General features: G+C 39.1%; 22 protein-coding genes. 15 read left to right on the top strand and 7 right to left on the bottom strand.

The features are described 5' to 3' along the window. Position 1 precedes the first annotated feature (1 nt). From L3V42_RS14185 to L3V42_RS14175, 3 genes are all read right to left on the bottom strand, one after another. Positions 2–1,633, bottom strand: coding sequence for a hypothetical protein (locus L3V42_RS14185; protein ID WP_235762258.1), 1,632 nt, complete (start codon positions 1,631–1,633; stop codon positions 2–4). Next, positions 1,626–2,417 (bottom strand): ABC transporter ATP-binding protein, encoded by a 792-nt coding sequence (locus L3V42_RS14180; RefSeq protein ID WP_235762257.1) that lies wholly within the window; start codon positions 2,415–2,417, stop codon positions 1,626–1,628. Before L3V42_RS14180 ends, L3V42_RS14185 begins: the two co-directional genes overlap by 8 nt. A 145-nt stretch (positions 2,418–2,562) precedes the next feature. Next, positions 2,563–3,591 carry a ketopantoate reductase family protein gene (locus L3V42_RS14175; RefSeq protein WP_238472265.1) on the bottom strand — a complete coding sequence of 343 codons (1,029 nt, stop codon included), beginning with the start codon at positions 3,589–3,591 and terminating at the stop codon, positions 2,563–2,565. 173 nt (positions 3,592–3,764) lie between these two features. Here L3V42_RS14175 and L3V42_RS14170 point away from each other — a divergent pair, with 173 nt between their 5' ends. Then, positions 3,765–5,246 (top strand): methyl-accepting chemotaxis protein, encoded by a 1,482-nt coding sequence (locus tag L3V42_RS14170; RefSeq protein WP_235762255.1) that lies wholly within the window; start codon positions 3,765–3,767, stop codon positions 5,244–5,246. A gap of 74 nt (positions 5,247–5,320) precedes the next feature. On the opposite strand, the gene ahpF is transcribed toward L3V42_RS14170, so the two are convergent. Together ahpF and ahpC are read right to left on the bottom strand one after the other, a co-directional pair. Further along, positions 5,321–6,853: an alkyl hydroperoxide reductase subunit F gene (gene ahpF, locus L3V42_RS14165; RefSeq protein WP_255783476.1), complete on the bottom strand. Its 1,533-nt coding sequence runs from the start codon at positions 6,851–6,853 to the stop codon at positions 5,321–5,323. A gap of 38 nt (positions 6,854–6,891) precedes the next feature. After that, entirely contained in the window at positions 6,892–7,458 is a 567-nt protein-coding gene (gene ahpC / locus L3V42_RS14160; protein ID WP_235762254.1) for an alkyl hydroperoxide reductase subunit C, read from the bottom strand. Positions 7,459–8,592: 1,134 nt separating this feature from the next. Between ahpC and proB the strand changes: the two genes are divergently transcribed. The 4 genes from proB to L3V42_RS14140 all read left to right on the top strand — a co-directional run bounded on the left by proB (position 8,593) and on the right by L3V42_RS14140 (position 13,263). Continuing rightward, positions 8,593–9,708, top strand: a complete 1,116-nt coding sequence (gene proB, locus L3V42_RS14155; protein WP_238472264.1) for a glutamate 5-kinase — start codon at positions 8,593–8,595, stop codon at positions 9,706–9,708. Next, positions 9,705–10,952, top strand: coding sequence for a glutamate-5-semialdehyde dehydrogenase (locus L3V42_RS14150; protein ID WP_235762252.1), 1,248 nt, complete (start codon positions 9,705–9,707; stop codon positions 10,950–10,952). Before proB ends, L3V42_RS14150 begins: the two co-directional genes overlap by 4 nt. Positions 10,953–11,048: 96 nt before the next feature. Continuing rightward, positions 11,049–12,044, top strand: coding sequence for a YeiH family protein (locus L3V42_RS14145; RefSeq protein WP_369412907.1), 996 nt, complete (start codon positions 11,049–11,051; stop codon positions 12,042–12,044). A gap of 286 nt (positions 12,045–12,330) precedes the next feature. Next, the gene (locus tag L3V42_RS14140) at positions 12,331–13,263 is read left to right on the top strand and encodes a bile acid:sodium symporter family protein (RefSeq protein ID WP_238472262.1); all 933 of its coding nucleotides are present in this window, start codon (positions 12,331–12,333) and stop codon (positions 13,261–13,263) included. 468 nt (positions 13,264–13,731) lie between these two features. On the opposite strand, the gene L3V42_RS14135 is transcribed toward L3V42_RS14140, so the two are convergent. Further along, complete coding sequence (locus tag L3V42_RS14135; protein ID WP_238472261.1) at positions 13,732–15,075, bottom strand: right-handed parallel beta-helix repeat-containing protein; 1,344 nt, start codon at positions 15,073–15,075, stop codon at positions 13,732–13,734. A gap of 492 nt (positions 15,076–15,567) precedes the next feature. Here L3V42_RS14135 and L3V42_RS14130 point away from each other — a divergent pair, with 492 nt between their 5' ends. Continuing rightward, positions 15,568–17,253 carry a methyl-accepting chemotaxis protein gene (locus L3V42_RS14130; RefSeq protein WP_235762243.1) on the top strand — a complete coding sequence of 562 codons (1,686 nt, stop codon included), beginning with the start codon at positions 15,568–15,570 and terminating at the stop codon, positions 17,251–17,253. A 214-nt stretch (positions 17,254–17,467) separates the two neighbouring features. Here L3V42_RS14130 and L3V42_RS14125 read toward each other — a convergent pair whose 3' ends face one another. After that, positions 17,468–17,755, bottom strand: coding sequence for a nucleotidyltransferase family protein (locus tag L3V42_RS14125; RefSeq protein ID WP_238472260.1), 288 nt, complete (start codon positions 17,753–17,755; stop codon positions 17,468–17,470). 56 nt (positions 17,756–17,811) lie between these two features. Between L3V42_RS14125 and L3V42_RS14120 the strand changes: the two genes are divergently transcribed. The 9 genes from L3V42_RS14120 to L3V42_RS14080 all read left to right on the top strand — a co-directional run bounded on the left by L3V42_RS14120 (position 17,812) and on the right by L3V42_RS14080 (position 21,980). Continuing rightward, positions 17,812–18,204, top strand: a complete 393-nt coding sequence (locus L3V42_RS14120; protein WP_235762241.1) for a sensor histidine kinase — start codon at positions 17,812–17,814, stop codon at positions 18,202–18,204. A gap of 32 nt (positions 18,205–18,236) precedes the next feature. Beyond that, on the top strand, positions 18,237–18,470 hold the full coding sequence (locus L3V42_RS14115; RefSeq protein ID WP_238472259.1) for a hypothetical protein: 234 nt from the start codon (positions 18,237–18,239) through the stop codon (positions 18,468–18,470). Between the two features lie 517 nt (positions 18,471–18,987). After that, positions 18,988–19,266: a CD3324 family protein gene (locus tag L3V42_RS14110; RefSeq protein ID WP_235762239.1), complete on the top strand. Its 279-nt coding sequence runs from the start codon at positions 18,988–18,990 to the stop codon at positions 19,264–19,266. Positions 19,267–19,542: 276 nt separating this feature from the next. Further along, the gene (locus tag L3V42_RS14105; RefSeq protein ID WP_238472258.1) at positions 19,543–19,692 is read left to right on the top strand and encodes a hypothetical protein; all 150 of its coding nucleotides are present in this window, start codon (positions 19,543–19,545) and stop codon (positions 19,690–19,692) included. A gap of 301 nt (positions 19,693–19,993) precedes the next feature. Continuing rightward, positions 19,994–20,200 (top strand): spore coat protein, encoded by a 207-nt coding sequence (locus L3V42_RS14100; protein WP_235762237.1) that lies wholly within the window; start codon positions 19,994–19,996, stop codon positions 20,198–20,200. A gap of 122 nt (positions 20,201–20,322) precedes the next feature. Beyond that, complete coding sequence (locus L3V42_RS14095; RefSeq protein ID WP_235762236.1) at positions 20,323–20,886, top strand: spore coat protein; 564 nt, start codon at positions 20,323–20,325, stop codon at positions 20,884–20,886. A 20-nt stretch (positions 20,887–20,906) separates the two neighbouring features. Beyond that, positions 20,907–21,341, top strand: a complete 435-nt coding sequence (locus L3V42_RS14090) for a spore coat protein (protein ID WP_235762235.1) — start codon at positions 20,907–20,909, stop codon at positions 21,339–21,341. Positions 21,342–21,487: 146 nt separating this feature from the next. Further along, positions 21,488–21,757: a DUF2642 domain-containing protein gene (locus tag L3V42_RS18545; RefSeq protein WP_235762234.1), complete on the top strand. Its 270-nt coding sequence runs from the start codon at positions 21,488–21,490 to the stop codon at positions 21,755–21,757. 13 nt (positions 21,758–21,770) lie between these two features. Continuing rightward, positions 21,771–21,980, top strand: a complete 210-nt coding sequence (locus tag L3V42_RS14080) for a hypothetical protein (RefSeq protein ID WP_235762233.1) — start codon at positions 21,771–21,773, stop codon at positions 21,978–21,980. Positions 21,981–22,253 lie beyond the last annotated feature (273 nt).

Below are 22,253 nucleotides of genomic sequence, written 5' to 3'. Positions count from 1 at the left end.
TTTATTTTGCTAACTTCTCCCTAAACGTCACGTTCCATAAAATCGCCGTAACTACGATAAGAACCGCTAAATAACCATAAATTGCAAAAGGTAAAAGGGAGATTAAGAAATGTAAAAGCGCAAATATCCCAATAAAAATCATTAACAGGATAACGATACCCGCAGTACCACCGCCTTGCTGGGTCGTTTCAATCGGCTCGGTAAACGGATACTTTCCATTATTAAATAGCCTATAAGCGATAAGCATCTGCAATAAAGCGATGATAAAAACAACTGCTAAATCAGGCAGGATACGAATGGAAAATATCCAGATATAAAGAATCGACAGCACAAAGATAATCGGTAAGTACAGTTTCACAAACATTGCTTTTAAAGCCGCACGATAGACGATAGCATGCTTTTGGATCGGTGTTGTGCGGAAAATCCATGCAGCTTTATATTTCGCGGAATACTGCAGCATATGAACAACGGTCCCAATAATAATAATGGAGAAATAAATCGTTAAAAAGGATTTTCCTTGCCCTAATTCCTCCAGTGTCTGAAAGCTCAAATTGTTAAAAAGGAAGATTAATGGGAATACAAGTGCCATTCCCAATGAAGGGTAAACTTTTAATTTAAAATCTCTTTCCCTGCTTATCATAATCGAAGCAAAGCGGTAAAATGCTTTTTCCTCTTTGCTAAAACAAATTAACTTTTCGAACAGATCATTTGGTGTCCATTTTTTCTTCTTCTTCGTACTTGATTCTTCCATCAGCTTCTGCAAATTCCGTTCGAAAGCCGGCATAGACAAATAATAGAAGAAAATCGATAGGAGCGGTCCTAATATGGCTAAAACAGAAAGAATGATAATCTCTCTCGTATAATTGTGATTTAACACGAGTTCAAATGGTGCACTGAACCATATTGGCGGGATCAATACATGCCACCAGCTAAAGTCATATACATACTCGAAATCTACAACATCGAATAACCTTATAATGATTTGATAGCCGACCACAACTCCCACAGCAAGTAATATTTGCATGTAGTTAATAATATCTTTCAATTTTTCCCCATCGAAAAATCGTAGTACTAGCATATAGATTAATGCAGTGAAAGCTAGTACTAAAAGGTCGATTAATAGAATGATTATAAAAAATAGAAGAAAGTAAATAAAACCTTTTGTAAAAAGAAATACGATTGCTGGTATAGAGATGAATGCCCCAGTAAGCAGCGTCAAGTAAATTGCAACATGAAAAAATTTAGCTGCATGAATCGTCCGATTATCCACCGGCTTTGTATTCAAAATCACTTTATCACGGATATCCAGAAGTACAGAAGAAAAGTCTGAGATTAGTGACGTCGCAAGGATGAACATGGCAACTCCCGCTATGATACTTACCTGGAAAAAATAATTATCACCCAAAAATCCAAATGGAAGAAGGAGAACACCATATATCCCATAAATCCATAATGATTTAAGAAACTGATTCCCTTCCTTTTTCTTTGCATTATTGAGAATGGTTGGAACCCGGCGACCATCCATGGTGAGTTTTATTTCAAGGATTTTTCGCATAACATCATAATTAATATTTAATTTGCGGAAAACCGATTGGAAAATATCAAGCACATTTAAAATACGGATTTCACTCATCTTGCTCATCCTCTGTTACAATAGAGACAATTTTTTTCGCTGTTTCTTGATGTTCATCAAATCCCGTTAATTGATTAAAAATCGCTTCAAGCGAACCTGCCTCACTTTGCTCTTTCAGTTCATCAAAAGAACCATCCGCAGCAATTTTACCGTTCACTAAGAGAACAATGCGATTACTTATCTTCTCAACCACATCCATAATATGAGACGAATAAAAAATCGTTTTACCCTGGTTAGCTAAGGCTTCCAGCATATCTTTAATAACCATCACACTGTTTGCATCCAATCCGCTCAATGGCTCATCCAGAAAAATCAAATCCGGATTATGCAATAGGCTGGAGATGATCAGAACCTTTTGCCTCATTCCCTTAGAGAAAGAGGAGATTCTCGAATGGAAAACTTCTCCCATATCAAATTCTTCGAGAAGACTCAATGCTTTCGTTTCCGCAACTTCCCTGTTCATACCATACATTTCACCGATAAATGTGAGATATTCAGCAGCTGTCAGATTATCGTAAATCTCCGCATTTTCGGGTACATAACCAATTTTTTGTTTATATGTAGGATCACTTGATGCAATATTATTACCAAATATTTCGACGACACCGCCATAACCATCGACTAATCCGAGCATGATTTTTAATGTCGTACTTTTTCCTGCACCGTTTGGGCCGATATATCCGATGATTTGTCCCCGGTAGACTTCTAGATTAATCCCGTTCAAAACGTCTTTGTCGGGATAACTCATTCTGAGATTCTGCAGTGATAATACTTTCTCTTTCATCCCTTTATACCTCGCTTTCCCCTTGTCTGTATTTTCTTCTTCTAACATAACAAGGTGAGAAGCGGAATGCAATGGTGTCTAGAGGTATGAATATAGACATATATATAAAGGATTTGGCACTATTCTTGTTAATGCATATTGATAATTAGGATAGCAATGCTTCAAAGTAAGCAAGATTTTCTTCAAAATCAGGAAGCGTTTTTTCTTCCTCCGCTTTCTTCACCAATCGCACGAGCAAATCATTAAACGGAGTGCTGATGTTCACTTCCTTTCCTTTTGCAGATACGAACCCATTTATATAATCAATCTCCGTTTTTTGTTTCTTCTCAAGGTCTTGCAGCATACTAGCTTTCAGTAAAGCTTGTGGAGCAAATGCTTTTTTCGTAAAGCCAATAGCTTGCGGGAGATTCGCTTTGTCTGTAGCAATATTAAAGATATTTAAATTAAATCCGGCAAGTTCGTCAAACTCGACACCGGATGCAGTACCAACTTTAATCGTTTCATCGGCTAACATGACGGCACTCATTACTGCTATTTCATTCTTTAATACATCCCCATATGCGCAGCCTAATACAGCAGACATACCACTCATCGCAACGTTTACTAATAATTTAGCCCACTTTGTTCCAATTAGATTTGCAGAAATTGTTGTGTTACCTACACCCTCAAGGATTCCTTTAATTTGCTGAATGCGCTCTGTAGTTGTTCCATCTAACTCACCGATTTGAAAAGCATTTGCTTGGAATGCCTCCGCAGCTGTCGTTAATTCTGATACTCCAGGCTCGACCCATGTTGCACCAAATTCAACTGATCCGCCTACTATTCGTTTCCTCCCTAGAACAGTTGCTAACGAATCCTCTGGGACCCCATTTTGTAATGAAAGAACGATACTGTCCTCATCTAAGTGGGGTTCAAGGTTTTCTAAAACCTCTGTATTATACATTTGTTTCGTTAATAAAAGTACTAAATCATAATGCCCTTCCATTTTGTCCGGTGTAATTGCCTTTACAGCGATTGTTTCATTTATCGTACCAGTAATTGTAGCACCCGACTGATTCAAGACATCCACATGCGCCTGATTGACATCGATTAACTCGACTAGTTCATTGCGCTTAGAAAGGTAGGCACCAATAATTGTTCCTAAGGATCCTGCACCCATAATCGCGATTTTCATATTATTTCCTCCTAGTTCTTAAGTTGTGTTACCATAGGATAGTATACTGTATTTTTTTGGAAAAATCATGCGTGAGGAATAGATACGTATATTTATAGTTTGATTTAACTTTGATCCCCAGATAACCGATAATAAAAGCGTGATATATGAAAAATTAGAAAAAGGAGATTGGCATGAAACAAGATACATATAACACACAACGCGTTCATAAGGTTAATTTATTTCTGATGATAGCAATCGTTTTACTTTTAGTAGTACCAATTGTTTCTTCACGAGGCGTGGAGGATACGGTTAGTATTATCATAGCGGGAGTATTAGTTATTGTTTTATCAGTTGCTAACTATTTTCTACGGTTTCCACCTTATGTAAAAGGATTAATCTTCGCTTTACTGCCATTAGTTGTTGCAACTGCAATGTTTTATTTAGATGGTTTCGCCTTAAATAAGCATTACATTATTTTATTGTCTATCGCGATGGTGACACTCTATTTTAAAGAAGGCCTTCTACTTATATTTATTGGAGTTGTTAATCTTGCTTTTATCGTAACTTACTTGAGCAAATCGGAAGAGCTGCTCGGAATCGATAGTGATTTTAAAGGATTTATTACGGTACTTGCGTTAATTAATGGGATCATGGTTGCTCTCTATCTCTTGACGAAATGGGGAAGAGAACTAATCGATGAATCGTATCGCAAGGAAATGGAAGCCCAGCGCTTGACAGAGCGATTACAAGCAACGATGCATATGATTGAGGAAAATACGAATACATTGGATGAAAATATCGATCATTTAAACACAAATATTACAACGATTTACGATTCCAGTTACCAAATAAACCATTCAGTGGAAGAAATGGCCGCTGGTATCCAAGAAGAAGCAAGTAGTATCAGTTCCATTAGTGAATCGATGGGTGATTCGGTGGAACGTGCCAATCGGTCGATTTCTATCTCTCAAGATATTGCAAATAAATCAGAGGCGATGAACGAAAACGTGCAAGAAGGCTGGCAGAAGATCAACCAGCTGAATAATCATATGTCCACCGTCAATACTGCGATTAGCACGACTGCTGTCACGGTAAATGATCTGCAGACAAGTCTAGAAACCGTGAATTCGCTCTTACAGGGGATAAAAGATATTGCAGATCAGACGAACCTACTAGCGCTGAATGCTGCGATTGAATCGGCTCGTGCTGGTGAACATGGAAGAGGTTTTGCGATTGTAGCGGATGAGGTTCGGAGATTAGCGGAACAAAGCGCCAATATCACCGTTGATATTGAAAAGGTAACGACTGAACTCTTCGATAAATCGCGAAATGCGCATGATCGATCACTAAAAGGTGAATCTGCCATTAAAGAAGGGGAAAAAATAGTAGAAGAAATTTCTTCTTATTTTGCAGAGATAAGAGATTCTTTCCAATATACAAATGAAGAGCTCGCTACAGGGATGGAAGAAATACAATCATCGACAAGAAACTTTAAAGATATCCAAGCTCAAATAGAAAGTGTAGCAAACATCTCTGAAGAGAATGCATCAGCTACGGAGGAAATTGTTGCTACGATTGAAAGTGAACATGAATTGATTGCGAATATTAATGAGTCGATTGAGGAGATTACGAAGTTGAGTGGGGAGCTGAACCGGATTGTGGTTGAGGACTAGAGAGAAGGATTTTTCATCAATGGGGTGAATGATAAAAAACTGGAGTCGAAAGGCAACCTCTCGACTCCAATTTTTTAATTTCTGATCAAATAATCAAAGGCACCTAACGCAGCTGTTGCGCCAGCTCCCATAGAAATGATGATTTGTTTATAGGCGCTGTCTGTACAGTCACCGGCAGCGAAAATTCCTGGAATGTTTGTTGCACCTTGTTTATCCACGATAATTTCGCCTATTCCCGTTTTCTCGATGGAATCATTCATCCATTCTGTATTCGGCACAAGACCGATTTGAACAAAGACACCATCTAATTCAATATGTTTGTCCTCATTTGCCGCGCGGTCTGTGTAGGTAAGACCGGTAACTTTCGAGCCATCGCCATGAATTTCTTTTGTCGCAGCACTGGTAATTACTGTTACGTTGGGCAGGCTGTGCAAGCGCTCCTGCAATACGGAGTCGGCTTTCAGTTCGTCCATAAATTCAAGCACTGTAACATGTTTCACGACTCCGGCCAGATCGATTGCTGCTTCAATACCGGAGTTTCCGCCACCAATTACGGCAACATCTTTACCTTCAAATAAAGGAGCGTCACAGTGTGGGCAATATGCTACACCTTTTGTTTTGTATTCTTCTTCACCAGGTACATTGACGTTTCGCCAACGGGCACCGGTAGTAATAATAGCTGTCTTACTTTGTAAAACTGCACCATTTTCCAGTTCCACTTCAATGAAGTCATCTTTTTTCTCAATATCTTTCACGCGTTGTGTATTCATGATATCGATATTGTATTCATCGACATGCTGTCTAATGCTGGCAGCGAGCGAGTCACCAGTCGTTTCTTTTACACTGATAAAGTTTTCAATCGAGCTTGTATCGAGAATTTGTCCGCCGAACCGGTCTGTAACCATCCCAGTGCGGATGCCTTTTCTTGCAGCATAGATGGCAGCACTGCCGCCTGCTGGTCCTCCCCCGACAACGAGCACATCATAAGGTTCCTTATCCTCGAACTCGGATTGGTCGGCTGTGCTTCCTAATTGATTTAGGATTTCCTCAAGCTCCATACGTCCGCCGCCCCATTCTTCGCCATTGAGGTGGACGGTAGGAACAGCCATGATATTTTTGCTTTCGACTTCTTCTTTAAAAGCGCCGCCTTCAATCATCGTGTGAGTAATGCCAGGGTTTAAGACTGCCATTACGTTTAATGCCTGTACTACAACTGGGCAGTTATGGCAGCTAAGGCTAACATATGTTTCAAAGTGGTAATCTCCATCGAGCTTTTTAATACGATCAATTAGTTTCTCATCCACTTTTGGAGCCCGTCCACTAACTTGAAGAAGAGCAAGGACGAGGGAAGTGAATTCTTCGCCAAGCGGAATACCGGCAAATGCAATGCCGGTATTTTCGTCTGGACGGTTAATGCTGAAACTAGGTGTTCGTTCAAGCTTCGTTTTTTCCACTTTAATTTTTGAAGATAGTGCTTCCAGCTCATGAACCAATTCTGTCATTTGAGTGGACAAATCATCCGAACCTGCGCTCAATTTAAGAACGACATCATTTTCCATAAGCCCCATATATTGTTTCAATTGTTGCTTAATATCTGCATCTAACAATAAAAACCCTCCTTATATAAGCTCAAGTGTAGAAAGATTTAAATCTTACCTACTAAGTCAAGGCTAGGCTTCAATGTTTCCTCATCTTCCTTCCAATTTGCCGGACAAACTTCGCCTGGATTTTTACGCACGTATTGTGCAGCCTTGATTTTATCAATCAGCGTACTTGCATCACGGCCAATTCCGTCTGCATTAATTTCAACTGCTTGAATAACTCCATCGGGGTCGATAATGAATGTTCCGCGTTGGGCCAATCCAGCTTCTTCATCCAGAACATTAAAGTTGCGGGAGATTTGCTGTGATGGGTCGCCAATCATCGTATAAGTGATTTTACTAATTGCATCGGAATGGTCATGCCACGCTTTATGAACAAAGTGAGTATCCGTGGAAACGGAAAATACTTCTACACCAAGTTTCTGTAATTCAGGTAGTTGATCTTGAACATCTTCCAGTTCAGTTGGACAAACGAAAGAAAAGTCTGCAGGATAAAACACAACGATACTCCAATGACCTTTCAACTTCTCTTCCGTTACTTCAAAGAAATCTTCTCCAGCTTTATAAGCTTGGGCTTTAAATGGTAATATTTCTTTTCCTACTAATGACATATATATTCCTCCTTTAAAATATATACATAGTGAATATATTCACATACTAATTATAATATATATCATGTAATTGTCAACATTAACAAGGAATTAGTTTATTTATAGGGTGAATTTAATACATTTTAAGTGTGTTAGAATGTTAAAATGTGCACAATGATGAGGAGGAAGTATTTTGAATAAATGAGTAACTTTTCATTCTATCCGATTCCTACTTACGATTTTGTCGAAGCTTATGGAACAAAAAAATATATTTAGATTCGTTTTTGTCCGACAGTACTCCTTTGTAAGACATATTCACGACTTTATAGCTGTTTTTGTCTGATAGAACACTTGTATGAGACAATTTTATGGGATTTCCATCCGATTGTGTCCGATAGAGCTCGTCTATGAGACATTCTATTAGATTTCCATCTATTTTTGTCTTATAGCCTCTTTCTATGAGACAATTTCAGTAACTTAAAGCAGATTCTGTCTAGTAGAACGCTTCTATAAGACAGCTTCACATGTCCCGAGCCGATTTATGTCCCATAGGGTGCTTTCAATCAAATTATGATTGCCAGGACAACCTTTGGTAATTACATTTTTCGACTTATATAGATGAAGGTCCAGTAAATAAATCACTTTACCTATTGACATTTTAACCTTTCCAAGTCATAATAATATCCATATATTCGAACGGTGACAAAGGATTAGTATGTAGTACTTGCTATGAAAGAGAACGGAATTTATAAGCTGAAAGATTCCGCCGTAGACAACCTGCAGAACCTGCCTTTTGAGTCCCATGCACACACATGGGCGCGAGATCAAGCGTTATTGATAAGTGGAATGTGAATACATTCAAGTAATGGTGGTACCGCGGAAGCAAGCTCTTTCGTCCTTATAATATAGGATGAGGGAGCTTTTTTTGATAGATTATAACGAGATTATTACGGATTAACGGTCTGTAATACCCGCACCTCTAACCATGAGGGAAACCCAAAATGTGAAGGTGGGGGATAAACAGTCCGTAAATCCCTGATTCTGTTCAACTAACACGCAGTGGGGAAGGAAAGGAATCCCCACTGAATGAAGTTTCACTTTATCACTTTATTCTGCAAAGTAATGAGTTAATCGAGTAAACGGAGGAAACAGCAAATGCGTAGACAGCGAATTGTAGTCAAAATCGGCAGTAGTTCACTTACGAACGAAAAGGGTGAAATAGATCAGCAAAAACTGGATGAACATGTTCGTGCACTTGTTGCGCTAAAGGAAGCTAACCATGAAGTAATCCTGGTATCTTCAGGTGCAGTTGCGGCAGGTTTCCGCGGACTTGGTTATTCTTCAAGACCGGTAACCCTAAAAGGTAAACAAGCAGCCGCGGCAATCGGACAAAGCATGCTGATTCAGACATATATTGAGAAATTTAGTTCCTTCGATATAACGGTAGCCTTATTATTGTTAACTAGGGATGACTTTTCAGACCGGGAGCGCTACCGAAATGTTTATGCAACGATGACAGAACTGTTGGAAAGAGGCGCAATACCAATCATCAATGAAAATGACACTGTATCAGTTGAAGAATTGACATTTGGTGATAATGATATGCTATCCGCTTTGGTCAGTGGCTTTATCCATGCCGATCAGCTCATTATATTAACAGATATTAATGGAATTTATAATGGAAATCCGCGAACGAACCCCGCCGCAGTAAAATATGACTACTTAGATGGAATAACAGAAGAGATGATTCAAGATACAGATTCGACTGGATCGAAGGTAGGCACTGGAGGAATGAAATCAAAGCTAATCGCAGCCAAAACCGCAACGATGCTCGGCGTTCCTGTCTTTATCGGGCACGGGAAAGGCCATGATAAACTCATCCAAGTTTTACAAGGAAATGGCGATGGCACGTATATTGCGAGCCATTCCAAAGCTCCAATCAATACGAGAAAACAATGGATTGCGCTCCATTCTGAAGCAATGGGGAGAATTTATGTGGATAAAGGAGCAGAAGAAGCAATATCCAATCAAGGAAGCAGTTTACTTTCAGCAGGAATATTAAAAATAAGCGGGACCTTTGAAAAGGGTGATGTTGTCCATGTGTATGGAATGCATGATTTACTTGGAAAAGGAGAAATAAGCTGTTCATCTGATGAACTCGAGCAGACGATCAAAAACCATAGCGATAGAGAAAAAGTCACACCATCTATCGAAGTAATCCATCGTGACGGTTGGGTTAGTGTAGAAAAAATAGGGGAGGCATTACCATGAGTGAAGTGATTCAAAAAGGAAAAGCAGCCAAGAAAGCAAGTTATGCCATGTCAAGTGCAACAACAGAGGAGAAAAACGAAGCATTAGCCTTGATTGCGGAACAGTTACGTAAAGACCAAAAGATGATTCTTAGAGAAAATGAAAAGGACCTTACTGCTGGAAAAGAAAATGGTCTCATTTCGTCAGTGTTGGACCGAATCATGTTGAATCAGGAAAGACTGGAAGGGATTGCTGCTGCCATTGAGCAAATTATCGAGCTGAACGATCCAATCGGCGAGGTCCTTGAAACGATCCGTAAAGACAATGGGATGAAAATCGAGGAAAGACGTGTTCCTCTTGGGGTTGTGGCGATGATTTATGAGGCTAGACCGAATGTTACGGTCGATGCGGCAACATTGACACTGAAAACCGGAAATGCAGTCATTTTAAGAGGAAGCTCTTCTGCTAAAAATTCCAATCTGGCACTCGTCAACTCGATTCACCGTGCATTAGAAAAAAGTACGCTACCAGTTGATGCTGTGCAGTTAATTGAGGATACAAGCAGAGAGACAGCCAGCGAATTATTTCGGCTAAATGATTATTTAGACGTATTGATACCTCGCGGCGGTAAAAATCTGATTGATACAGTCGTTCGAGAAGCTACCGTACCGGTAATTGAAACGGGTGCCGGAAATTGTCACGTATTTATCGATCAAACAGCAACGCAACCGATGGCAGAAGAGATTGTTCTGAATGCAAAACTGCAACGCCCATCCGTTTGTAATGCGATCGAGTCGCTTTTAATCGATGCTACCTGGTTCGAGAACCATGGCGAGGAGCTTTTAGAGAAGTTGAAAGCGAACGATGTCCAGATTTATGCTGATGAGCGCGTTCGCGAAAGCTTCCCCGCGGCACAAGAAGCAACGGAAGAAGACTGGGCGAATGAATACCTTGGACATGCCATGAGTGTTAAAGTAGTAGATTCAACGGAGGAAGCAATCGAACATATTAATCAATATGGAACAAAGCATTCTGAAGCGATTATTACGGAGGACAGTCAGCATGCAGATATGTTCTTACAGCATGTCGATGCTGCTGCCGTTTATCATAATGTATCGACTCGTTTTACGGATGGATTCGAGTTTGGATATGGAGCTGAAATCGGGATAAGTACGCAGAAGTTACATGCAAGAGGGCCAATGGGACTGAAAGCATTGACGTCGAGTAAAGTACAAATTACAGGGGACGGGCAAGTTAGAAGTTAATATTTAAGAGATACTGGAAAAGATTTGTTCCGCCATCTCTTGAAGTATATAGGCCAAAGGGGCAGGCTCACTGTTTCTTTGGCCATTTTCTGTCTAGTGCGTTCAAAGGTATGTATACTTAGAGTTTTGCGAAATACATTCCGGTTATCGAACAGTTTTTTCTATGGTATTTCATTTTCCATGAAATATGTGCTCCGTGCCGGAATTATTTTGCTTGGTCTAAGACTTAGCCTGCTAGAAGCATTAAAGCTTGGTGCGATTGGTATTCCTTTGATTGTCGCATGTATTTCGGCTGGGTTATTTATTACATTATATTTAACGAATAAAATGAAACAATCAATGCGCCTTGGAACATTAATCGCAACTGGAACAGGAATCTGTGGTGTGACAGCGATTATGGCAACTTCTCCTGTCATTAAAGCGAAAGAGGACGAAATCTCTTATGCGGTAGCTAATATTACCATCTTTGGTTTAACCGGAATGGTCCTTTATCCCTTTTTAGCTAATTTTATGTTTGCAGCGGACCCTATTAAAGCGGGGTTATTTCTGGGAACAGCAATTCATGATACTGCTCAAGTTACGGGAGCGGCTTTAATATATGATCAATTTTTTCAAACACAGGAAGTTGTTGAAATTGCAACTGTAACTAAATTAACAAGAAATCTATTTATTATCGCAATCACTCCTTTTGTTTCTTATTTATTTTTCAAAAGTTCGGATAGGAGAGGCCATGAGAACGGCAATATGGAGAAGGCGCTGCCGAAATGGTATACTTTCATTCCTTTGTTTGTTATCGGCTTCTTAATCCTTTCTTTTGTCCGAACAATTGGGGATCTAACAATGGAGAATAATGGGGCTGCTTTTGGTTTAATTTCTTCAAATACTTGGGAGGGACTTTATACAAATCTTAGTTCATTTGGTACTACATACCTGCTTGGTATGGCGATGGCTGGGGTTGGATTGTCCACGAACTTTAAAATGTTTAAAGGGATAGGGATTAAACCTTTTTATATTGGATTTGCTGCAGCAATTGCAGTGGGAGCTGTAAGTTTTGTGTTAATCTTTTTGTTTGGTGGGCTTATTACGGTTTAGAATGGCTACCTTAAATTTCATTATTTTCGTTATGTGGGTATTGAGATTAAGACCTATAGATGAAAAGTATTGCTAAGAATATAAAATCTCTATTGATTCATCTCGTGGACTGTTACATCATACCGCCCATTCCACTCCTGCTACCCATATCAGGTATTTTTCTAGTACCGTAAGTATTCAATTTATCTAAACATTCACTTTACAACAATTAAATAAAGTGATACTATCAATTTCAATTATACAAAGGGGATCTAACAACATAGAATACACAAAAGGGGAGTCTTTCATGGAAGTAATCAACAGGATAAGCAACATAGCCGGTAAATATTTTGCGCTTATCATCATCATTTTTTCAGTCATTGCATTCATGGTTCCGGAGTGGTTTTCTTCATTTGGCGCGTATATCCCAATTCTGCTTGGGGTCGTCATGTTCGGGATGGGGCTGACATTAAAAGCTTCTGATTTTAAATTGGTTTTTACGAAACCGATACCTGTTTTAATTGGGGTCGTTGCACAATTTTCAATCATGCCCACGGTGGCATTTGTCATCGCTTATTTATTACAATTGCCGGCAGAAATTGCAGCCGGTCTTGTATTATTAGGAAGTGTTCCGGGCGGGACGGCATCCAATGTAATGGTGTTTTTGGCGAAAGGAAATCTGCCGCTCTCCATTATCATGACGAGTGTTTCTACATTGCTCGCTCCAATCATGACACCGCTTTTATTATTAATATTCGCGGGGCAATGGTTACCGGTTAATCCAATGTCGATGTTTATGTCGATTGTACAAGTAATCGTTATTCCAATCATCTTAGGATTATTGGTTAATAAATACTTCCCGAAAACAACGGAAAAAGGGGCATCCATTCTGCCTTTAATATCGATTGTTGCAATTACAATTATTGTTTCATCTATCGTTGCAAATAATAAAGAAAACATTGCGAGTGCAGGAATTCTAGTATTCGTCTCCGTGTTGCTCCATAATGGATTTGGACTATTATTAGGATTCTATGCAGGAAAGTTATGTAGATTACCTGTGCAAGATCAACGTGCGATTTCGATTGAAGTCGGAATGCAGAACTCAGGTCTTGGTGTTGCTTTAGCTTCCGTCTATTTCACGCCATTAGCAGCGTTGCCAAGTGCATTTGCCTCAGCTTGGCAGTTGATTACCGGTACGATACTTGCTTCCAAGTGGGGGGAAAAGCGGAGTTCCGAATGAACGAGACACGAGCGTTGAAGAACAACCAAACGATGCAGCTTTAGAAGAAAAGAAGTTATCAAATTAACAGAGGCATCTCAAAGGTTTATCAAGCCCTTGAGATGCCTTATTTTATCAAATTTATCTCGCATTAACGATCTGTGCTACCCCCGCCTCTATAGATGAAGGAAACCCAACATGTGAAGGTTGGGAAGTTAAGGAAATCCCCATTGAATGAAGTTTCACTTTATCATTATGATAGGTGAGTTTACCTTATCGAAGTAAAACAAAAAAGCGCCTATATTTATATAGACGCTAACGATTATTCGTGGCGAGAGAACTATGTGTTCACATCACATGTTTAACCTGTTCCTCGACTTATACGAATCAGCTCATCGCTACGTAAGTATAACATTTTTCGGTTAAGAAAACTAGATATTTTTTAGGGGGAGTCGCTGACTACAGGTGTTTTTTCCATATTACTTCCAATTAAAGGCAGGGCACCTTCCAGGCCATCGGGACGTGTAACCGTACGATTTTAGAATAATAGTTATAGGAATTAGATGATTGTCCAGCGCATGTTTTATTTGTACGGTGATTTAATAAATCCATTTGTCCTGTCTCCTTTGCCGTTTTGATTGGGATAAATTCCGTATGTTCTTTATCGTATTTTTTATATTTAGGATTAATCCGGATGAAATCCTCCTCATCATTAACAATGGTGTTCGTAGCTAATGCAAATTTATTTTCCTCACTTAATTCATTATAGGTTATAGCATACTCAGAACCTGGATCACTGTTTTTCCAGGCTATAAATTGCATCGGGCGAGGTATGTTTTCAAACACATTATGTTGGAAAGTAGGATTGATGGCGCCACTTGCCATAATCCCTCTATTCGCATTATTTTCACCGGGTTCAACGTTTTTAACTAGATTGTTTTCTATTGTTGAATTACGCCAATTTAACACGCGAATGGCATCTTGGCGCATTTTCTCTATTTTATTATCCCTGATTATAATTTGCTCATGATATTTCCCGCCGGAATATTTATGTGTACCGATTGCCCGGTCGAGATTATAGAATAGATTATCTTCTATTGTTAGATTGGAGTTAGGTGTTTTATCGAACGTACTCCACTTCGAACTCCATCCTTGTGTCAGCTTGTCAGGGGTATCAATATTAATCGCTTCTTTGATTTCAGTTGGTGATTGTTTTGAATTTATGAATTTATTGTTGGTTATAACAGCATTCTTTGTCGCATCAATCTCAATGAAATGGCCGGAATACATGTTTTGAAAATGAATATTTTCGATTCGGATATTCTGGTTATGACCGGCGATAATAGCAATTGCATCCTTTTCAAAGTTTAAATCGATCGTAGCTGACCCATAACCAATGATGGAAATATTTTTTTCACCACCGTATTCGCCGTAGACACCTTCTTTCTTACCACGAGAAGGACGGATAAGTTGAAAAATGGATTGATCTGCCTCGACATTGGCTATACCCGTATCATTCCCGTTTACAATCTTCACACCGTTTTCTAGCTTAATCGTTACATTTGAAGGAACGAATAATACATTTGATATGAGATAAGTCCCTTTCTCCAATATAAGTGCGCCACCATCTGTTTCTTCCAGCTGTTCAAGGTAGGAACGAAGTAAATAATAATGTTTTGTTTTCTTGTTGTATGTGGAGTCGTTCATAAAGTTTTCATTAAATGGATCGCTGCTCGGACTAATCGTATAAGTCTCTGCTTTCGTTTCGACTGCTTGGGTGGGGAGGATTATCCATAAAGTCAATAAAGATAAAATCAATAAAACCTTTTGCATGGTACCTGTGCTCCTTCTTGTAATGTTTATTCATATTTAAAATACGTATTTAATGCTTCACCATCACCATATGTAGTTGAGTTGATTCGTTCCCAACTACATACGGTGATGGAAAAGCCGATTCTGGTAATTATGAAATCCATTCACTTAGAAAGTTAGTTTTCTTATTCTTAGGCTATATACCCTGCCAAGTAAATAAATAATCTAATATAAATGGATAGTAAGACCACGAAAAAGATAACTTTCTATAATATGTCCCTAGCTCTTTTGCAGGAAGTAGATTTTTCGATTTTAAGTAATGGAACAAGGCAGAGTACGTACGATGAGATGATTAAGTTGTAATCATTCACCGAAAGTTCACTATCTCACAAAAAGTACCCTTCAAAAGATTCAACTCCATCCGATATAAGTAGAGTAGCTTACATTACAGATTATTTTTAGAAAATATATCCAGCACAAATATTTAAAATAGAAGGGAAGCGAATCTTTAAATTGAAATTTAAAAGTATACGCGCTAGAACATTAGTAGGGTTTTTCATTGTTATTGCTTTTGTTATTGGACTTGCAATAATGGGGTTCACCTCTATAACGCAAAATAATAATACGTTAAGGAACGTTGCAAATGAACACTTGCCTATGCTCATAGCGGATGAAAGCTTGACGACGAATTTCATCAATCGTGTGGCTAGTGTTCGCGGTTATTTGTTGACCGGAGATAATGAATTTAAGGAAACTTTTGATCATCTTACGGAAGAAGCGGTTGGTTATCAGGATTTCATTTTGGAAAGAAATAATTCTGAAGAAATGCAGCAGCTCGTTAATGGAGCTATTGAATGGCGTGAAATTATCATCAATGATGTATTTCCTCAATATGACCAAGGGAATGAAGAAGATGCCCTGCAAATATTTAGAGAGAATGCTGTCCCGATGGGGGAAGGCCTGATGGAAGGTTATCAGGAAATGGCAGACAATAGGGAGGAAACGATTCTAAGTGGTGCAGAGGATACAATTGCAGAAGGTGAACGAACATTAGTCGTTACACTGGTAATTTCGGTCGTAGCAATAATCCTTAGTATAGGCATTGCCATCTTGTTTGCCCGCATGATTGCAAATCCGATTAAAACAGTAATGGAACGGATGAATCAAATTGCGTCTGGCGATTTAAGTCAGGAACCGCTAGAAGTGAAGGCGGAAGATGAAACAGGACAATTAACGGAAGCGACGAATTTGATGAATAAAAATATGCGTGATTTATTGCAACGGATCAATACTGTATCTGAAACAGTCACGAGTCAAAGTGAAGAGCTCACCCAATCGTCCAATGAAGTAACGGAGAGCTCGGAGCAGGTGGCTGCAACAATGGAAGAGATTGCTGCGGGTTCCGAATCCCAAGCGAATAATGCATCAGATTTATCCGGTAATATGGCAGTATTTACATCGAAATTGCAAGAGACAAGTCAAGATGGTGAAGCGATTCAACAGACAGCATCTGAAGTATTAAATATGACAAATGAAGGTTCCGGGTTAATGGAATCCTCCATGCAACAAATGTCCAAAATTGACCAGGTCGTCCAGGAAGCTGTATTGAAAGTAGAAGGGCTGGATACCCATGCTCAGGAAATTTCTGAACTAGTTGTAGTGATTCATAATATCGCGGAGCAGACGAATTTGCTCGCTTTAAACGCGGCAATTGAAGCAGCGAGAGCAGGAGAGCATGGTCAAGGATTTGCGGTTGTTGCTGATGAGGTACGAAAGCTTGCTGAACAATCCTCCCAATCTGTAACGAGTATCACAGCTATTGTCGATCGTATCCAAAGTGAATCCAGCATAGTCGTTGAGTCGCTCAAAGCAGGGTACGCAGATGTCACCCAAGGTACGGAGCAGATTACGACGACAGGTGAAACGTTTGGAAGAATTACAGCATCTGTGACGAATGTTGTTAATAATATTACCGAAGTATCTCGAAATCTGCAGGAAGTAACAGAAAATAATGAACAGATGAACCGGGCGATTCAGGAAATTGCAGCCATCTCGGAAGAATCTGCTGCAGGGGTGGAGGAAACCTCTGCATCGATTGAACAGACAAGTTCTGCAATGGTTGAAGTTGCCGCAAGCTCCGATGAACTGGCGAAGTTGGCGGAGGAATTGAATGGGTTGGTGAATGAGTTTAAGTTGTGATTTTTTAAAAAGCTCTAAATAATATTCATATACATTTGAATTTAATATGCCTCTATACTAAATGGTTAATTGTATTTAAACTGTTTAGTATAGAGGTTTTTGTTTTAAGTAGATAATTATAAGTTTACTTAAAATACCACTTTCTCCATTGGGGTATATGATTCAATATTATTTATACACTCTAAAATATGACGTAAATAGACTTTGTCGTTCTTCATAGTCGAACAGCTCCGTTTAACACATCTTCTTTCATACTCCAATGAATCGAGTTTTCTGTTACGATATCAACGTTAACATCAAGCAAATCTTCAACTTCTTCTTTAAAGCGAATCATATCAAATAAACTTCTTCCTTTTTCAAATTCTACAAGTAAGTCAAAATCGCTTTCAGGTCCATCTTCAAGTCTTGCAACAGAACCAAAAACCCGTACATTTTGAATACCGTGTTCATCTGCTACTTTCAAAATCATATCACGCTTTTCTGGAAGATTATCATATAACACGAAGCATCCCTCACATTCTTAATTACTCAACGATTGATTTATACAATGGTGATGGAATGATTACTATTTCTTCAAATGTGGAAAATGTAGGGACTTCCATAGAGGATGAAGTAATTTTAACCTCTGTAAGAAATGGGGATTCGATATCAGAGGAGTCTGGTGATTTTTTAACATCTTATCTTCCAATGTACGATCCCATCCAACAGGAAGTGATCGGGATGATTGGCATTGATCAGGATATGTCCATCATTCATGATATAAATGCACAAATAGCTTGGATTGTTTGGGCGATTACAGTTGTCACACTGCTTATTGTTCTATTTGTAGCGATTCGTTTCAGCGGAAGCATTTCCCGTCCAATAAAATATATTACGCAAAGTATGGAGCGGTTATCAATTGGAAATCTAGCAGAACCTGTTCAGGCGAGTAACCGGAGATGGGGCGAGTGAATTAGCTGTAATGATGACGGAATTTGTTGAGCATGTGGAGGGCGCGAATAAGGAAGGAAAAGAAATTCGAAGCAGCACAAGCTGGAGAGAATAGAAAAGGATTCACCGTAGTTACGAATGAAGTAGGAAGCCTGGCCCAGCAAGTATCTCCGAAGAGTTCGCTGCTGGTATTGAAGAAATTTCAGATACAACGGAAGAATCGAATCAATCGATGGAACGCGTTGCGGAAGGTGCACGGAAACTTGCTGACTGATCCAACCATTTAGATCAAGAAGTGCAGCAATTAAGTTATAAAGTCGTAAGGAACAAGGAGAAAATCAATTATAACTATTCTTACCCTTGTAAATCAACCTGAAAATATGAGTAAATAAAGGTGTCGGACCGATAGACTCTTTCGGGAAGGAGGCTGATAATATTGATTACAGTTAGTGAGGTGATTTCCGCTTAGCGGGAATCACCAGCATGGGACCGCCTCAGCGCGGTCCCTAATTATTTAAAATTAATTTTGAGAAAATTAACATCTTTCCATCGTCTAGAAAATCGATTATAATCAATGGTAAGTAATGAAAGAAACAGGTCATAAAGTTTAGTTGAACAGAATCAGGGATTTACGGACTGTCTATCCCCCGACTTCATATATTGAGTTTCCCTCATGTTCGGAGGTGGGGGTATTACAGACCGTTAATGCGTGATAAATTTAACAAGAAAGGAGTAGGATGAAAATGGACATTTTAACAAAGAACGGTTATTTAGATTTCCACATTTTCAAGGAGGAAGTTAAACATGCAGTACAAAAATGCAAAAGAGGTGCTTCCCCCTAGTTTGCTTAAAGAAATGCAGAAATATATCCAGGGAGATTTAATTTATATCCCGAAAGCGAAAAAAGAGCGAGCAGCTTGGGGAGAAGTGAGTGGATCAAGAGAATTGATCGCGAAACGAAATGAAGAAATATTTCAGTTATATAAGGAAGGCAAATCATTTGAAGAATTGGAGCAGAAATATCATTTATCCTTTGATACGATTCGGAAAATCATTTATAAAATGCGAAATAATTATAAATAAACAGTAACGGCGCGGAGTCCTAATCAGGAACTTCGCGCCGAATTTTTTGAAGAAGTATTGGGAGAGTTTGATTATAACCATTCTATCACTTGTTGCGCCGGTCAAATTCATGCATTAATAAGAGTATAGCAATTGATTATTCTGAAAGGGAGGTAATGGGGATGTTCATAACAATACGTGAGGTGGCTCTATTCTAGTCATTACCAAATTTCAGGTACATGCCGAAAACAAGCAGCCTTCCTCATCTTCAGCGAAATGATTAAGGGAGGAACAATCGTGCATATTGATATTGCTGTATATAAATGTATGGTCGATGAACGGCTGGAAAAAGTAAAAAAAGAAACGTATGGCAAAAAATGTTTCTATGAGCAAGCGAGAAACGCTCATTTAAAAATGAAATTAATAATGTTGAACGTTTTTTTATAGATTGAAAAAAAGAGCCACTATCCAACTCCGGGTAGTGGCTTTTAAAATATAAAAAGGGTTGTGGAAAGAGAATTATAAACATGGACGTCATTCGACAGCATTCAGGAAGGAGCGTACCTTCCTTACTATATAACATGCATTTCCGATATTTTTGCTAGAGACATTGGTGCAATTCTGCTTAAATGTATGATTGTACATGAGCAAGTTACCCTTACTGTAAAGATATAGACAACAGCATAGTCAGCGGGCAGAACGGTATCATAGTCTAACATAGACATGTGAACAGGGAGGGGGAACTTATATGAGTGATTCAAAGCAGCAGCCGCTAAATAATAAGGTGGTAGAAGTTATGGTTAAAACCATATTGAGGAAAAATGGCGTGCAGCCTGACGAAGTGAAGAATAATATACCGGAAGAGCAGAAACAGATGATTAAAGAAATGGTAGAAGACCTAAAGAAGCAGGTTGAGGACTTCCAGCAAAATCAAGCAAAAGATAAGAGTGAATAAACAGTGAAAGCACCTGCAGCTAGGTGCTTTTGCTATTTTTATGAGACGTAGTGAATCTGTACAATCTTCTAGAGGAAAAAACCATAACAATATCATATAGCCAATAAGAAAGGAGTGTCAAAATGACGATTTATAGACATTCGGAATATGATTTCGATTTAAGCAGAGGAAAGGGAGATAGATATTCCTACTTTATGGAAGAACCATTAAGAAGCTGCAGCTGTGGCCATAGCTGTAGCGGGAAGTGTTCTAACGAATCTAGTAATCGCCCAACGGATACGCGGGCAGAATCCGACTTCACGAGTAACAACAATGCGTTTGAAATGCAAGAGGGCACAGAATTATCCTTCATGGATCAGGAATCAGCAGAACTAATTTGGGTGAAAGAATCATGTAATATCACAGTAAGCTCAACAGATACCCAAATTGGAGTATCCCTACAAGCGGCTCTACAGCTTGCCATTGCACTCGTTCTAAATATATCGATTGCTGATGGTACGCAACGTGATGCAGTTTCCCAAGAGCTGACGCAAAACTTTAATATGGCGCAGAAAAACAAGCAGAAAATCTTTATCTATAACACGAAAGATGCTGTTGTAACGACTAGAGATACAGACCTAGCGCTCAATCTCCAGTTAATGCTTCAAGTACTTGTTGCCTTGCTGCTATTGGTTGAAATTCTATAAAATGAAAAGAGGTGGATTTGATGTCGAAAGTGAAAGAATGGCGAGCATTAGACCATTGCGATGATAAAAGAAATAAGTCACAAGCTATCGAAGAGCAAGATGCGAATCAAACAAATATTACAAAACAGCAATCAGAAGAATGGATTGTTATTAAAGACTCGGAATATGTCCATGTAGAGACGACGGATACGCAAGCTGCAGCATCATTACAAATCGGAATCGAAGCGGCACTTGCTATTGTACTCCGCATAGCAATTGCGGATGATGGCCGAGTGGAAGATATTTTACAAGACTTTAACCAAATTACAAAAACAAGACAAAGCAACCGTCAAAAGACAATCGTCGAAAAATCAAAAGATGTCAATATCACAACAATTGATACGGATATTGCAATTAACTTGCAATTGCTCATTCAATTACTGCTTGCGGTTATCGTTTCGCTTGATATCCTTTAATGCCAAATAAGGAAAGAAAGGAATGAATCATCTTGCCGTCACTAACGAATAGGCAAAGAAATTTGTTGAACTTAATTAATCAGCTGTCCCAAAACACAAGCACTGTCCTTGAGAGTAGACCTGGTTTTGGGGTGGATTTCCCTTCGGTGGATCTCAACATTGATCTGGGTGGTATATCTACAACACCTTCTACTGGAACACCACCAGCAGGAGATGATCCAACAGTACCAACAACTCCAACAACAATGAGAGAATTATTAATGACTCTAGTAAACGAACAAATCGAAGTTGCTACTCCTTTTGGAAATGTAGCTGGATTACTGCTTGCTGTTAGAGATGACTATATCGTGCTTGTTGAAGACGGGGCACAAGTTTTGGTCCGAATGGAAGCAATTGAACTAGTCAGTGAACAATAAAGGAGGGTTTTACATGTTTGAAGCAACTTTTGCTGCTGAAATGGCTAAACGTATCGGATCAACTGTTGAGGTAGTAACTGACAATAATTTAATTGAAGGGATTTTATCCACTGTTACTGCTGACCTCGTGCTTGTTATCGAAGTTGACAATGGTTACGATAATCTCAAACAATATGTATCCGTTGATGCGATCAATTACACACGCTTCCCCACTGCAGCCTAATTAACTTAGACTATTCCAAATCAAAACAGCCCTGCCTCCATCAGACAGGGCTGTTTTATTTATTCCAAACGGACGATCACTTTCACTCAGTGTAAGTATCCGAAACCGAAACTCACTTCTGGAGGTCCGCAGTCCAGACACCTCTCGCACCTGCTGAGCGACCGGAAAGCATCCGTTCGCCGGGAAACTGAACGGCGGTAGAGTTCCAAAATTAATGAACGGGCCAAAACACTTACGCTGAATGAAAGTAAACAGTAGTTTTATTGTTACCCT

Origin of the sequence: Oceanobacillus alkalisoli (assembly GCF_022213125.1) — a bacterium.
GTDB classification, from domain to species: Bacteria; Bacillota; Bacilli; order Bacillales; family Amphibacillaceae; genus Oceanobacillus; species Oceanobacillus alkalisoli.
This window is presented reverse-complemented; position numbering and strand designations above follow the sequence as displayed.